General features: G+C 63.5%; 12 protein-coding genes. 11 read left to right on the forward strand and 1 reads right to left on the reverse strand.

The window, feature by feature from the left end; translation table 11 throughout:
• Positions 1-15 precede the first annotated feature (15 nt).
• The 11 genes from pigE (at position 16) to nadA (ending at position 14,328) form a co-directional block, all read left to right on the forward strand.
• On the forward strand, positions 16-2,514 hold the full coding sequence (gene pigE / locus ACZRMO_RS16095; RefSeq protein WP_463973447.1) for a prodigiosin MAP biosynthesis aminotransferase PigE: 2,499 nt from the start codon (positions 16-18) through the stop codon (positions 2,512-2,514).
• 239 nt (positions 2,515-2,753) lie between these two features.
• The gene (gene moeB, locus ACZRMO_RS16100; RefSeq protein ID WP_463973448.1) at positions 2,754-3,926 is read left to right on the forward strand and encodes a molybdopterin-synthase adenylyltransferase MoeB; all 1,173 of its coding nucleotides are present in this window, start codon (positions 2,754-2,756) and stop codon (positions 3,924-3,926) included.
• 5 nt (positions 3,927-3,931) lie between these two features.
• A complete protein-coding gene (locus ACZRMO_RS16105) occupies positions 3,932-4,339 on the forward strand; it encodes a M67 family metallopeptidase (protein WP_463973449.1) in 408 nt (135 codons plus the stop codon).
• Positions 4,340-4,383: 44 nt separating this feature from the next.
• Positions 4,384-4,656: a MoaD family protein gene (locus tag ACZRMO_RS16110; RefSeq protein WP_463973450.1), complete on the forward strand. Its 273-nt coding sequence runs from the start codon at positions 4,384-4,386 to the stop codon at positions 4,654-4,656.
• 86 nt (positions 4,657-4,742) lie between these two features.
• Positions 4,743-6,554 (forward strand): CoA transferase, encoded by a 1,812-nt coding sequence (locus ACZRMO_RS16115; RefSeq protein WP_463973451.1) that lies wholly within the window; start codon positions 4,743-4,745, stop codon positions 6,552-6,554.
• Positions 6,551-8,200 (forward strand): class I adenylate-forming enzyme family protein, encoded by a 1,650-nt coding sequence (locus tag ACZRMO_RS16120; protein WP_463973452.1) that lies wholly within the window; start codon positions 6,551-6,553, stop codon positions 8,198-8,200. The genes ACZRMO_RS16115 and ACZRMO_RS16120 overlap by 4 nt, the downstream gene beginning before the upstream one ends.
• A complete protein-coding gene (locus ACZRMO_RS16125) occupies positions 8,194-9,330 on the forward strand; it encodes an acyl-CoA dehydrogenase family protein (protein ID WP_463973453.1) in 1,137 nt (378 codons plus the stop codon). The genes ACZRMO_RS16120 and ACZRMO_RS16125 overlap by 7 nt, the downstream gene beginning before the upstream one ends.
• Positions 9,327-10,481: an MFS transporter gene (locus ACZRMO_RS16130; protein ID WP_463973454.1), complete on the forward strand. Its 1,155-nt coding sequence runs from the start codon at positions 9,327-9,329 to the stop codon at positions 10,479-10,481. Before ACZRMO_RS16125 ends, ACZRMO_RS16130 begins: the two co-directional genes overlap by 4 nt.
• Positions 10,478-11,551, forward strand: coding sequence for a glucuronyl hydrolase (locus ACZRMO_RS16135; RefSeq protein WP_463973455.1), 1,074 nt, complete (start codon positions 10,478-10,480; stop codon positions 11,549-11,551). Before ACZRMO_RS16130 ends, ACZRMO_RS16135 begins: the two co-directional genes overlap by 4 nt.
• A gap of 190 nt (positions 11,552-11,741) precedes the next feature.
• Positions 11,742-13,028 (forward strand): OmpP1/FadL family transporter, encoded by a 1,287-nt coding sequence (locus ACZRMO_RS16140; protein WP_463973456.1) that lies wholly within the window; start codon positions 11,742-11,744, stop codon positions 13,026-13,028.
• Positions 13,029-13,269: 241 nt separating this feature from the next.
• Positions 13,270-14,328 carry a quinolinate synthase NadA gene (nadA, locus tag ACZRMO_RS16145; RefSeq protein ID WP_159955586.1) on the forward strand — a complete coding sequence of 353 codons (1,059 nt, stop codon included), beginning with the start codon at positions 13,270-13,272 and terminating at the stop codon, positions 14,326-14,328.
• Positions 14,329-14,464: 136 nt separating this feature from the next.
• On the opposite strand, the gene ACZRMO_RS16150 is transcribed toward nadA, so the two are convergent.
• Positions 14,465-14,953, reverse strand: coding sequence for an RDD family protein (locus ACZRMO_RS16150; protein WP_463973457.1), 489 nt, complete (start codon positions 14,951-14,953; stop codon positions 14,465-14,467).
• Positions 14,954-15,044: the final 91 nt, after the last annotated feature.

The following is a 15,044-nucleotide window of genomic DNA, read 5'->3' on the forward strand; positions in this document are numbered from 1 at the left end:
AGAGGACACGCTCCCATGAAATTCGGTTTTATCGCTCACCCGACTTCCATCGCGCTGCAACGCCAAGTGAAGATCATCGACCTGCTCGACCGCACGCTCGCCGAGCAAGACCGTGGCTATCAGCCCGAGCTTTGGCAACCGCGCAACCTGGTGCCGTTCGCCGATTTCGGGCGCATCGTCAGCGCCACCGGCGCCACTTGCGAAGGCATCCTGCATTACCTGCCACTGACCGCCGAGCAAATGCTCAGCCAGCCACGCAGCATTGCCGCGCGGGTATTGGACGGCGTGAACAGCCTCAAGGAGCAGGGCGCCCATCTGGTCGGTCTGGGGGGCTTCACGGCCATCGTCGGCAACCGCGGCTTGCAGACTCAGGAGCGCAGTGGCGTGGCGGTTACCACCGGTAATTCCCTCACCGCCTACGCCGCCTACAAGAACGTGCTGGAAGCCATGCAACGCCTCGACGTGGACCCGGCCGACAGCGAAGTTGCGGTGGTCGGCTACCCCGGCTCCATCGCCCTGGTCATCGCCAAGTTGCTCGCCCGCCACGGTTGCCGCCTGCGCCTGGTGCATCGCGGCAGCGTCGAGCAAGGCCTGGAAAGCCTGGCCTATCTGCCGGGGGAAATGCACGCCCAGGTGCGCCTCACCGCCGAGATCGAAAGCTGCTACGACGACGTGCGTTTCTACGTCGCGGCCACCTCCAGCGGCGGGGTGATCGACCCCTATCGCCTGGCCCCCGGTTCGGTGGTGATCGACGCCGCATTGCCCCGCGATGTGCTGGCGTTCAACCACGACCGCAATGACATCCTGATCGTCGACGGCGGCCTGGTGTCGGCCAGCGACGCGGTGAGTTTCGGCACAGAAAACCTCGGCCTCGCGCCGAAGAAATTCCTCAACGGCTGCCTAGCCGAAACCCTGGTGCTGGCCTTGGAAGGCCGCGCCGAAGCGTTCTCCATCGGCCGTGAACTGCCTGAAGAAAAAGTCCTGGAAATCGGCCGCATCGCCGAGCTGCACGGCTTCTCGCCGTCGCCCATGGCCTCCTATGGCGAGCGCCTGCGCGATGAAGACTTCCAGCCCCTGCGCCGTTTCCACCGCCGCCAGGACGTGGCGCCGCCCGCCGACCTGCGCGCCGAAGCCCTGCGCTGCTTCGGCCAGCACATCAACCCGGTACTGCGCGAGTTCTACCAGTTCAACCATATCGAGCGCGTCTTCACCAGGGGCGAAGGCTGCTGGCTGACCGACCTGGATGGTGGCCGTTACCTGGATTTCGTCGCCGGCTACGGCTGCCTGAACACCGGGCACAACCATCCCAACGTCAACCTGGCGTTGCAGAGCTTCCTGCAAAACCAGCACCCGACGTTCGTGCAGTACGTATCGGTGCCGCTGCACACCAGCCTGCTCGCCCAACGCCTGAGCGAGCTGGCGCCGGGTAATCTGGAGCGGGTGTTTTTCAGCAACTCCGGCACCGAGGCCATTGAAGCCGCGTTGAAGCTGGCGATGGCCGCGATGCGCCGCCCACGCGTGCTGTATTGCGACAACGGCTACCACGGCAAGACCCTCGGCGCGCTGTCGGTGACCGGCCGCGACAAACACCGCGACCCGTTCAAGCCGCTGCTGCCGCGCTGCGATTCGATTCCCTTCGGCGACCTGCACGCCCTCGAAACCGCCCTGCAACAAGGCGATGTCGGCGCGTTCATCCTCGAGCCGATCCAGGGCGAAGGCGGCGTGATCTTCCCGCCAGCGGGCTATCTGCAACAGGTGCGGGCGCTGTGCACCGCCCACGATTGCGTGATGATCCTCGACGAAATCCAGACCGGCCTCGGCCGCACCGGCAAGCTGTTTGCCTGCGAGTGGGAAGGAGTGGTGCCGGATATTCTGGTGCTGTCCAAATCCCTCTCCGGCGGTGCCGTGCCGATTGGCGCGACGCTGTCCAGCGCGGCGCTTTGGGACCGCGCCTACGGCAGCATCGACACCTTTGCCTTGCACACCTCGACCTTCGGCGGCGGCAATTTCGCCTCGGCCTCGGCCCTCGCCACCCTGGAGGTGATCGCCAACGAAGACCTGGCCGGCAACGCGGCGCGGGTCGGTGCGCAGCTCAAGGAAGCCCTGAGTGAAGCCGTCAGCGGCTACCCGTTCATCCGCGAAGTGCGTGGCCAGGGCCTGATGATCGCCATCGAGTTCGAGTACAGCTACAAGGGTGGCGTCGAGGCGTTTGTGCGCGAGTTCGCCAGCCGTATGCCGGGCAACGCGGCGGGCACTTATCGCATGCTGTCGGGCAAGGCCAAGCGGCATATCGACGAGGCCATCAGCGAGGTGGAGAAAAACTTCGAGGAGATGTTCGTGCTGCGCTTTGTCAGCAAATTGTCCCGGGAGCATGGCGTGCTGACCTTTGTCACCGCCAACAACAACCGGGTCATGCGCATCCAGCCGCCGCTGGTGCTCAGCGAGTCCGAGGCGCGGCATTTTGTGCAGGCGTTCAGCGCGGTGTGCAAGGACATGTCGACCTTCCTCGGCTGATCCGGGCTTCTCGTGGCGAGGGAGCTTGCTCCCGCTGGAGTGCGCAGCGCTCCCAAGATTTTGGGGCCGCTACGCAGCCCAGCGGGAGCAAGCTCCCTCGCCACAGGTGTCCCGTTCACAACTGTTTATTTAAACGCATACAAAAATATCCCTTATGAATATGAAACCCCTGGCCTGTTGAATTGATTAAACCAAGTGTTTACTTGAGAATCACTTGCATTCGGAAACAGGTATTTGTGATGAAACTTCCTGCACTTGTAGAGCCACTTGCCCAACTAAGTAACGACGAAATAACCCGTTATAGTCGGCACTTGTTAATTCCCGATGTCGGCATGGACGGCCAGCGCCGTTTAAAGACCAGCAAAGTGTTGGTCATTGGTGCCGGTGGTCTTGGCTCGCCCGCCTTGTTGTACTTGGCAGCGGCCGGTATCGGCACCTTGGGCCTTATCGATTTTGATGTGGTGGATGAATCCAACCTGCAACGCCAGGTGATCCACCGCGTCGCCACCGTCGGCCAATTGAAGGTCGACAGCGCCGCCGCCGCGATCCGCGATTTGAACCCCCATGTGCAGGTCAACTGCTACAACCTGCGCCTGGAACCGGAAACCGCTGTGCAGCTGTTCAGCGAGTACGACCTGATCCTCGACGGCACCGACAACTTCGCCACCCGCTACCTGGTCAACGACGCTTGCGTGCTGGCCGGCAAGCCGTACGTGTGGGGCTCGATCTACCGCTTCGAGGGCCAGGCCTCGGTGTTCTGGGAAGACGCTCCCGGTGGCGTGGGCCTCAATTACCGCGACCTCTACCCCGAGCCGCCGCCGCCGGAACTGGCGCCGTCCTGCTCCGAAGGCGGGGTGTTGGGCATCCTTTGCGCGTCGATTGGCGCGATCATGGCCACCGAGGCGGTCAAGCTGATCACCGGCATCGGCGAAAGCCTGCTGGGCCGCTTGATGGTCTACGACGCGCTGGAAATGTCCTACCGCCAAATGCCGCTGCGCCGTGCGCCGGGTCGTCAGCCAATTACCGCCCTCAGCGATTACCAGGCGTTCTGCGGCCTGCTGGCGCCCCACGGCGTGCTGCCTTCGGACATTCCGTCCATCAGCGCCCGCGAGCTGCACGCCCTGCGTGAACGCCGGGAAAACCTGCTGCTGATCGATGTTCGGGAACAGACCGAATGGGACATCGTGCACATCCCCGGCGCGCAACATATCCCCAAGGGCCCGAACACCGCGCAAGTGATCGAAACCCGCTTCGGCAAGCACGCCAACCTGGTGCTGCATTGCAAATCCGGGATGCGTTCCAAGGCAGTCATGCTGGAATTGCAGCAACGCGGCTTCAGCAACGTGCGCAACCTCGACGGCGGCGTACTGGCCTGGGTGCGTGATGTCGAACCGACGTTGCCGAGCTACTGACGGCCATGTTGAAGCTGCGTGCCGGCCTGCTGGAGGCCATGTTGGAACAGGCGCACCGCGATCACCCGCTGGAAACCTGCGGCATCATCGCCGCGCCGTTGGGTGAGCCAACCGCCGAACGCCTGGTGGCGATGGACAACGCGGCGCGCTCCGAAACGTTCTTCAGCTTCGCCCCCAAGCAGCAATTGGCGGTGTGGCGCGAACTGGATGAGCGGGACGAAGAGTGCCGGGTGATCTACCACTCCCACACCGCCAGCGTGGCGTATCCGAGTGCGGAAGATGTGAGTTATGCCGGTGATCCATCGGTGCACTACGTGATTGTTTCAACACTGCCGGAAGTTGAAGTTGCAGTGCGCAGTTTTCGTATCGTGCAACGCAAAGTGACTGAAGAAGTTATCTACATCGTTAATTAAACCGAAATTAATCAATGGGCCAACTAAGGCCCAGGGAGTTCTGCATGTCGATTTCCGTGATGGTGCCCACTTTGTTGCGCTCTTTTACCCAGGATCAGAAACGCGTGGAAGTGCAAGGCAATACAGTTCTGGAAGTGATTGAACAGATGGAGCGCGAGTACCCAGGCGTCAAGGATCGCCTGATCGGCGACGGCCAGGTGCATCGCTTCGTGAACATCTACGTCAACGATGGCGACATCCGTTTCGCCGACAACCTGGGCACCGCGCTCAAGGCCGGTGACGCCATCACCATCCTGCCGGCCGTCGCGGGCGGCTGATCGACGGCGATCTCTCAGGGCTGGCGCGGCGTACCTCACCCGAGGTCGCGCGCGCAGCGATCAATCACCTTTCTGGCGAATGTCGAATGTCTGCACTTCTACACGGCTGTAGCCTCAGCGGCACGTTTACCGGCGCACCGGCCGGGTTGGCCAGCTTGGCCGCGTCACTGCGCTACCAGGCGACGGCGCTGGGCCTGGCGCCCCACGATAGCGATAAGCGCGACGCCATGCGCATCGGCCTGCATCACCCTGACCTCAAGTCATTGCAGGCTGTGATTCATGGCTGGGCTGACGGCACTCACGCCGGCGCCACCGAACACACGGTACAGGCGGCGTGCGGCTTGATGTCGGTGCACGGCCGGGCCAGCGGCAAGGCCCAGGGGCTGGGGGTGGATTACGTCTCCACCCTCGGTGCCAGCCTCGCGCTGCAAGGCGTGTTCGCCGCTGCCGTCGGGCAACTGCGTGGCGGCGATTTCAGCCGCGTGGACACCTCAATGGCCGGCGCCGGCGTGTTGAGCATCGCCCAATACCTGGCCGGTGCCACGGCGGGTGCTGAAGCCGAACACCTGTTGCCGGGGGCGACGTGCGCAAAGAATCGCCCGCCGTTCATGTCGGCGGACGGCGTGTATTTCGAACTGGAAACCCTCGACGCCGAACCCTGGCGGCGCTTCTGGGCGCAGGTCGGCATCGACGGCGAACAGGCCGGGCAGGGCTGGAAAGCCTTCCTGCTGCGCTATGCCAAAGCCGTCGCGCCGATGCCGCCGGTGTTCCGCCAGGCCATGGCGCGCTTGTCGATGGCGCGCATCACCGCGCTGTGTGCCTTGAGCGGCATGGCGGTGTGCCCGTTGCGCAGCCTTGCCGAGCGCCGTAGCGATGCGGACCTGCCCGCGCAAATCGCCCAAGGCCCATGGAGTTTTGCCGTCGCCGCCGGCGGCCAGCCATTGCGCTGCCTGGACAACCCGGCGTTGCCGTTGAGCGGCCTCACCGTGATCGAATCCTGCCGCCGCATCCAGGGCCCGCTGGCCGGGCATCTGCTGGCGATGTTGGGCGCCGAGGTGATCCGCCTTGAGTTGCCCGGTGGTGACCCGTTGCGCGGCATGCCGCCGTGTGTCGATGGCGTGTCGGTGCGCTTCGATGCGCTGAACCGGCACAAGCAGGTGCGCGAGTTGGACATCAAGTCCCGCGCCGGTCGCGACGAACTGTTTGAACGGGTGCGTGACGCCGATGTGTTCCTGCACAACTGGGCACCGGGCAAGGCCGCCGAGCTGGGCTTGGACAGCGCCGACCTGCTGCGCATCAACCCGGCGCTGGTGTACGCCTACGCCGGCGGCTGGGGCCACGACCGCCCGGGCGAGCCGCTGCCCGGCACCGATTTTATGGTGCAAGCCTGGTCCGGCGTCGGCGCACAGATTGGCCAGGCTTCGGCGACGCCGGGTGGCTCGTTGTTCACCGTGCTCGATGTGCTGGGCGGTGTGGTCGCGGCGCAAGGCGTGAGTGCGGCATTGCTGCACCGTGCCCTCAGCGGCCAGGGCGCGCGGGTCGACAGCTCGCTGCTGGGCGCCGCCAATCTGCTGACGGTGCAGGACGCACCCGCACCGAGCCTGCTCAAGGGCGTCTACCCGACCGCCGACGGCGTGCTGGCCATCGACTGCCAGACCCCGGCGCAACTTGCACAGCTGGAAAACATCCTCGCCTGCGACTTGCATAGCGACGCAGCAATCCGCAGCGCCTTGGCGTCGCAACCCGCCGCTACCTGGCAACAGGTGCTGGGCGCCGCCGACATCCCGGCCGTGGTGGCCGTAGAAGACCTGTCAGCCCTGGCTCAAGACAGGCGATTGAAGACGTGTTTAAGCGTGAATGCCTATACCTCGGTCAACGCTCACTGGAGTTTTCGATGAACAACGCAGGCATTATCGATCTGGTTCCCGCCGCTGTGCGCAGCGTGTGGGAACAGGACGGCACTTACCCCAACCGTTCGGTCTATCAACTGTTTCGTGAACATGCCGAACGCGACCCGCACAAACCGGCGGTGCTTGAACCCGATAGCAGCGTCACCTACGGCGAGCTGCATGCAGCGGCGCTGCGCATGGCCGCCAGTTTGCGCAACGCGGGCATCGTCGCCGGTGACGTGGTGGCGTATCAACTGACCAACAGCTGGCGCAGTTGCGCCATCGACCTCGCCGCTGCGGCGCTGGGCGCGGTGGTCGCGCCGTTTCCACCGGGGCGCGGCAGCCTCGATATTCAATCCCTGGTGCGCCGTTGCGATGCGCGTGCGGTGATCGTACCGGCGCAATACGCCGGCATCGACTTGTGCCAGGTCATCGAAGCCCTGCGCCCGACGCTGCTGTCGCTGCGCGTGCTGATCGTCGAAGGCGAGGCGCGCAAAGGTTGGTTGAGCCTGGAGCAGATGTTCCAGGCCGAGCCGTTGAGCGCAGCGCAATTGCCCGACGTGTGCCCGAATTCTCCGGTGCGCTTGCTGGTGTCCTCCGGCACCGAGTCGGAGCCTAAATTGGTCGCCTATTCCCACAACGCCCTGGTCGGTGGGCGCGGGCGCTTCCTGCAACGCGTGCATCCCGAAGGCGGTACGTTCCGTGGCCTGTACCTGGTGCCGCTGGGTTCGTCGTTTGGTTCGACGGCGACCTTTGGCAGCCTGTCCTGGCTCGGCGGTTCGATTGCGGTATTGCCGCAATTCGATGTCGCGGCGGCCATCGACGCCATCGCCCAATTGCGCCCGACTCACATCCTCGGCGTGCCGACCATGCTGCAACGTATCGCTGCCGATGCGCGTTTGGCGCAGGTGGATAAATCCAGCCTGCTCGGCCTGATTTGCGGCGGTTCGCTGATTGATGAGGTGACTGTGCGCCGCTGTGTCGAGGCGTTCGGTTGCGGTTTTATCAGCCTCTACGGTTCCGCCGATGGGGTGAACTGTCACAACACCCTGGACGATGCGCTGGATGTGGTGTTCTACAGCGTCGGCCGACCGAACCCTGCGGTGTGTGCGATCAAGATCTTTGACGAAGACGGCGTGGAATTGCCCCAGGGCAGCGTCGGCGAAATCAAGGCGCGCGGCCCGTTGAGCCCGATGCAGTACGTCAACGCGCCGGAGCTCGACGCGCAGTACCGCGACGCCGAAGGCTGGGTGAATACCGGCGACCTCGGCTATATCGACAACGACGGCTACCTGATCCTCGCCGGACGCAAGAAAGACATCATCATCCGTGGCGGCGCGAACATCAGCCCGGTGCAGATCGAAACCCTCGCCACCAGCCACCCGGACGTGGTCAGCGTCGCCTGCGTGGCAGTACCCGACCCCGACCTCGGCCAGCGCGTGTGCATCTGCGTGACCTTGCGTGACGGTGCGCCGCGTTTCTCCCTCAGCGAGCTGACCGACTACCTGCGCGAGCAAGGGCTGGAGGTGAACAAGCTGCCGGAGTACCTGCGTTTCTATCGCCAATTGCCGCTGACGCCTGCGGGCAAGATCGACAAGAAATCGTTGGCCGCCGAAGTGGCGTTCCTCGAAAGCGGGGCGGGCATCGCATGTTGAAGGCGCAGCGGGTACGGCAGTTTGTCGATGAGCGCATCATCCCTTTGGAAGGCGAGTTGGCCAGCAACCCGCAGTTGCTGGCCGAGCTGAGCGAGCAGGCGCGGGCTGAAGGGTTGTGGGGTAATTTTTATCCGCAAACCGGCGGTAGCCTGCGCGAGTACCTGGCGGTGGCCGAGCAGGAGGGGCGTTCGGAATACGCCCCGGCGATCTTCGGCGATGACGCCACCCTGGATTTGCACATGCTCAGCCGCCACGCCAGCGAGGCGGTGCGCCAGCGTTTCCTGGAGCCGTTGGCGAGTGGGGCGATGGTGTCGAGCTATGGCATGTCCGAGCCGGACAGCATCGGTTCGATCCCGGCGACCATCACCGCGCATGCCGAACTGATCGACGGCCAGTGGCGCTTGAACGGGCGCAAATGGTTTATCTGCCGCGCCGAGCGGGCGGCGTTGGTCACGGTGGTGGCGCAGACGGCGCAGGGCTTGTCGATGTTTTTGGTGCCAGCGGATGCGCCGGGGTTTCGCGTGGTGCGGCCGTTGTCGATCCTCGGCCGCTTCAGTGGTCAGGGCGAGTTGGCCTTCGAGGATGTGCCGGTGGCGCCTGGCTATGTGCTGGGCCAACCGGGGCAGGGGTTGGCGTTGATGCAGGAGCGGCTTGGCCTGGGGCGCATCCTGCGTTCGGTGCATTGGCTGGGCTTGGCCCAGCGTTGTTTCGACCTGATGTGCGTGCGCATTCATTCGCCCCGTGGTCAGCAGGCGCGGCTGGCCGACAAGCAGTTGGTGCGCCTGCGGGTGTTCAGCGTGTACCAGGCAATCGCCAGTGCGCGGTTGTTGTTGCAGGACGCAGCGGCCAAGCGCGATGCGGGCGTGGCCAACAGCGTTGAAGTGAATATCGCCAAGGTAGCGGCGTCCCAGGCGTTGAGCGCGGCGGCGGATTCGGCGATCCAGATCATGGGCGCCGAAGGGCTGAGCGCGTGGTCGCCATTGCCGGGGATCTACAACACAGCGCGCACCACGCATATTCTCGATGGCACCGACGATGCGCTTATCAGTGCGGTCGGCCGGCAGTTGCTCGATAGCTGTGGCGTGGACGGGTTGGACTTCGACCTGCCGTCGGTGGGAGCGCGGGGATGAGCAATAGCCTGTGGTTGCGCGTGGTGCTGACCAGCGCCATGGCCCTGCCGATGCTGATCTTCTACGCGGTCGGCACCCTTGGCCCGTTGATGGTCGCCGACCTTGGCGTGCCGACGCCGTGGCTCGGTTGGTTGATCACCAGCACCTTTGGTTTTGCGGCGTTGCTGTCGTTGTGGGCCGGGCCGCTGGTCAATTGGCTGGGCAGCCGGCGTGGCCTGGCGTTGTTGTTCTGGAGCACGGCGTGCTCCTACAGCCTGCTTGCTGCCTTGCCGGGGTTCTTTGGGGTGGTGCTGGCGCTGACGGTGTGCGGCATCGCCCAGTCGTTGGCCAACCCGGTGACCAATCTGCTGATTGCCGAGCGCGTCGAGCCGAAGTTCAAGGCGGCGGTGGTGGGGTTGAAGCAGTCCGGGGTGCAAGTCTCGGCGCTGTTTGCCGGGGCGTTGTTGCCGGGCCTGGCGCTGGGTTTTGGTTGGCGTGGGGCGTTGGCGTGCCTGCTGCTGCCGGCGTTGTTGTTGGCGGTGTTGGGGCCGCGTGTGGCGCCAGCAGCATCGGCACGCAAACCGCTGAGTTTGCGGGTGGCGCGCCCGACCGCGCGCCTCGGTGTGTTGATGAGTATCCAGCTGTGCGTGGGTGTTGTGCTGTCATCCTTCGTGACCTTCCTCGGCGTGTTCGCCGCCGGGCAGGGCATGTCGGCCACGGCCATCGGTGGCTTGATCGCCGGCTTCGGTGTGATGGGCATTGTCGCGCGCACGCTGTTGACGCCGTTGGGCGCGCGCATGGCCGATGAATCGTGGTTGTTGCTGGTGTTGCTGCTGCTGGCGAGCGTGGCGTTGTGGCTGACCGCCCAGGCTACGCCCGCGCGTCACTGGCTGCTGTGGGCCGGTGCGCTGGGCATGGGCCTGACGGCGGTGGCGACCAATGCCATCGCCATGAGCATGGTGCTGCGCGACCCGGGTTTCGGCGCGCCGGCGCCCTCGGCCGGTCTGCTGTCGGTGGGCTTTTTTGGCGGGTTTGCGCTGGGGCCGCCGTTGTTCGGGCTGGTGTTCGGCCAGTCCTGGTGGATGCCCATCGGCGTGGTGCTGCTGGCCTGTGGGCTAAGCCTGGTGCTGACACGGGTACGCGCGGCGCCGGGTTTGCAGGTGGTCAAATGAGCGCGTTCGACGTGTTGGACCGGCCGCTCAACAGTGCCGAGACGCAGCGCGCCATCGAGGCGATTCTGGCGCGGGTGGAACAGATCCACGGGCTGTGTGGCGAGGGTTTTCCGCTGTACAACGACGGTGCGTGGAAAGTCTCGGCCGGTGGCTCGTGGCTGGGCGGTTTCTGGGCGGGTTGGTGGTGGCTGCGCGCCGTCCATTACGGGCGTCAGGCGGATCGGCAACAAGCGCTAAGGATTGCTGAACGCCTGCGCGACAAGCTCGACAGCGATACCCATCACCGCAGCTTGATCTTCTGGTATGGCGCTGGTCTTGGCGCGCAGTTATTGGCGGATCCCGACGCTGCGGAGTTGGCGCAACAGGCCGCACAGCGCCTGGCCCATGCGTTTGATCCGGTGCTCGGTTGCATCCCCCTGGGCCGTGAGATGGGCGGCGGCGCGCAGGGGGATCGTAGCTTAAGCATCGACCCACTGGCGGCGACGTTAAACCTGTTCGCATTAGGCAACGCCCCTGACCTGCTGAGTTTGGGGCGCCAGCACCTGCATACCTCGTTTCGTGCCTGTGCGGGTTCGGCGGGCGCCTGGAGCAGCCATGCCCTTGATGAGCAGGGGCAATGGCACGTTGGCGACCCTGCGGGCGATTGGTCCCGTGGGCAAGCCTGGGCCATGCTCGGCCTCGGCGTCGGTGCGCGTCTGTACGGTGTGCCATTCCACGAGGATGCCCAGCGCGCCAGCCAATACTGGTTGCGCAGCCGCTCGGTGCACGCACCGCTCAACCGCCTGGGGCAGCCCGATGGACCGCACGATCCATGCGCGGCGGCCATGGCGTCGCTGGCCTTGCAAGCGCAGGCGCTGGAGCTGGCCGATGGGCAGGTGTTGCAGCAGGAGGCGGGGCGTTTGCTGGCGGCGATCGTGCGCAGCGATGACTTTGTCGACGGGCGTTTCAACGGGCATTGCTATCGCACGTCGGCGACGACGGAGCAGAAGGTGGAGTCGGCCTGCGGCAGTTTCTTTTTGCTGGCGGCGTTGATGGCCTGGGCGGGGGAGTTGGATGCTCGGCTGATCTGAGCCCCGTCGGCCTCTAAAACCAGCGGGTCACGATCAGGTTAAAAAGTCATAAAAAGAAGCGCTAAATCGGTCAAAGTCTTTGAAATGGATAGGATTGTCCGACAATCTCGCGCATGAAAAACTCTTCATAATTGCTCCGCTCGAACGTTGGTAGTTTTCTCCCCGCTGCCCAACAATTCGAGTCCTAATAATGAATAAAAAAACTCTCAGAAGCGCTTTGGCGCTTGCCATTTCGCTTGCCTCCACACCGCTGTTCGCCGGTGGTTTTGCGCTCAATGAACAAAGCATCAGTTCAATGGGTACAGGCTACGCCGGTCGCTCCTCTTCGGCCGACGACGCCAGTACGGTGTTCGGTAACCCGGCCGGTATGGCTCGCATCAAACAGAACGAAGTGAGCATCGGCGCGACCTACCTCGATGCCAAATCCAACATCAAGGACGCCAGTTCCTCCCAGGGTGGCGTGGACAACCCTGGCACCAACAAAGGCGACATGGTTCCCGGCATTGCCGTGCCGATGGGCTACCTGGTGACGCCGATCGATGAGCACTGGGCGTTTGGCCTGGGGGTCTACGCACCGTTTGGCCTGGTGACCGACTATGAGCACAGCTTCCAAGGCAATGGCTTTGGCAATAAGAGCAAGGTGCAGGTCATCACCGTGCAACCGACGGTCAGCTATGCGTTCAACGACAAGGTGTCGGTAGGTTTCGGCCCGACCTTCAACAAGATCAGCGGTGAGTTGGATTCCAAGGTGCCTGCGTTTGGCCTGGGCACGGAAACGGCCAAGATCAAGGGCGATGACACCGCGATGGGCTTCAACGCCGGTATTCTGGTGCAGGCCCTGGACACTACTCGTGTTGGCGTCACCTACCATTCGCAAGTGGTCTATCACCTGAGCGGCCATACCAACGCTTCGGGTGTGCTGTCCGACCTGCTGGACGGTGGGCCGCAGAAGTATGACGCGAAGTTGAATGTCACCACGCCATCCTCCGTGGACTTCTCGGTCACCCAGCAATTGAGCGATGCCCTGACCCTCTACGTGGGCAGCACCTACACCCGCTGGAGTCAGTTGAAGAAGATCACGGTCAACAACACCGGCGTGTCCGACATTACGGCTGAGCTGGCCGGCCTGGATTCCATCACCGAAGAACAGCACTGGCATGACACCTGGTCCCACGCGATCGGCCTGTCGTATCAGCTTAACAAGCAACTGGTGCTGCGCACGGGCTTCTCCGTGGACCAGACACCGACCAACAACACCAATCGTTCCGTGCGTATTCCTACGGGCGACCGCACCGTATTCAGCCTGGGTGCCGGCTGGACGCCCGTGGATAACCTGACCTTTGACGTCGCCTATTCTTACCTGAAGGAGGAGCCGATCAAGGTGCGCGACAACAATCCTCAGTTGCAGTTGACCTACGACGCCAAGTACGAAAACAGCGCCAACGGCTTTGGGGGTTCGGTCACTTACCGCTTCTGACCGGTGCCAACATGAAAACGGCAAGGCCCATCACTGGGCCTTGCCGTTTTTTTTGCCCGACGGGCGTGCCGCTGGATGCCAGATTAGGCTTTTGAAACGATTGGATATTCTGTAGCCTTGCGCAGCTTCTGTTTCACCCGTGCTTGATGAACAAAAACACTTCGTCCGGCGGCGCCCGAAGGGCTCCAGAGCCGGTGGTACACTCGACTTTCGCGCTAGTGCGCCTGCAGGTCTTGCGAACATGACGCAAATTTCCGAACGCCTTCTGGTTCAAGCCCACCTCGACGCCAAGCAGCCCAAGGCCCTCAGCGCCGATGAAGAGGCGAGCCTGCGCGCCGCCATTGCCGCCGAGCTTAAAGCCCAGGACGCGGTGTTGGTTGCCCACTTCTACTGCGACCCGGTGATCCAGGCCCTGGCCGAAGAAACCGGTGGCTGTGTTTCCGACTCCCTGGAAATGGCCCGCTTCGGCGCCGCCCACCCGGCCAAGACCGTACTGGTCGCCGGCGTGCGGTTCATGGGCGAGACGGCCAAGATCCTCACCCCGGAAAAACGCATCCTCATGCCGACCCTGGAAGCCACGTGCTCCCTGGACCTGGGTTGCCCGGTGGACGAGTTCTCCGCGTTTTGCGACCAGCATCCCGAGCGCACGGTGGTGGTCTACGCCAACACTTCGGCAGCGGTCAAAGCCCGCGCGGATTGGGTGGTGACGTCCAGCTGCGCGCTGGAAATCGTCGAGAGCCTGATGGACAACGGCGAGACCATTATCTGGGGCCCGGACAAACACCTGGGCACCTACATCCAGCGCCAGACCGGTGCCGACATGCTGCTGTGGGACGGTGCGTGCATCGTCCACGAAGAGTTCAAATCCAAGCAGTTGGAAGACATGAAGGCGCTGTACCCGGACGCCGCGATCCTGGTGCACCCGGAATCACCGACCGCCGTGATCGAACTGGCGGACGCCGTGGGTTCCACCAGCCAACTGATCGCTGCCGCCCAGCGTTTGCCGAACAAGACGTTTATCGTGGCGACCGACCGCGGCATCTTCTACAAGATGCAGCAGCTGTGCCCGGACAAGGTGTTTGTCGAAGCGCCCACCGCTGGCAACGGCGCGGCATGCCGCAGTTGCGCGCATTGCCCGTGGATGGCGATGAATACGCTGGAGCGTACGTTGCAGTGCCTGCGTGAGGGCAGCAACGAGATCTTTGTCGAGCCGTCGGTGATTCCGCAGGCGGTAAGGCCGCTCAAGCGCATGTTGGATTTCACCCAGGCTGCGCGGCTGAAGCTGGCGGGCAACGCCTGACCTGAGGCGAGCTCGGTCAAAAATGTGGGAGCGGGCTTGCTCGCGAAGGCGGTGTATCAGTCAATGAAACCTGCGACTGACACTCCGCCTTCGCGAGCAAGCCCGCTCCCACATTTGGATTTTCACTAGCCTGTGATTATTTTTTTTGCTTCGGGATCCGCACCAACTGCGTATCCGAATAGATGTCATGCCAGCTGCGCTTTTGCTTATCAAACAGCGACCAGACAAACCCCAGCCCCACGCACAGCCACGACGCAATCGACACCACAAACCGCAGCAGCGCCTGCCACAGGCTGATTCGCGAGCCATCCGCGTTCTGCACGCGCACGCCCCACACCTGCATGCCCAGGGTCTGCCCGGAATGGGTCCAGAACTTGGCGAAGAAACCAAACACCACAAACAACAGGATCGTTGACAGCAACGGGTCGCCGTCCAGCGCGCCGGATTCGGTGAGGGTACGCATCTTGGCTTCGCCGATAAACGCCATCCACACCAGCTTGTAGACAAACGCGGTGACGATCAGCAGCGCGGTGCACAGCAAGAAGTCATAGAACATCGCTGCCAGACGACGGCCCAGGCCAACGGCGGGAAATTCGCCCTGGGGGCTCAGCAGGGATTTGGACATGGCAGGGCTCTCTGGGGAAAAAACCCATAGTACGGAATATCGCCCATAAAAAAGCCCCTGATGTCATGTCAGGGGCTTTTTGTCGCAGGAA

This window comes from Pseudomonas sp. B611 (genome assembly GCF_055407965.1).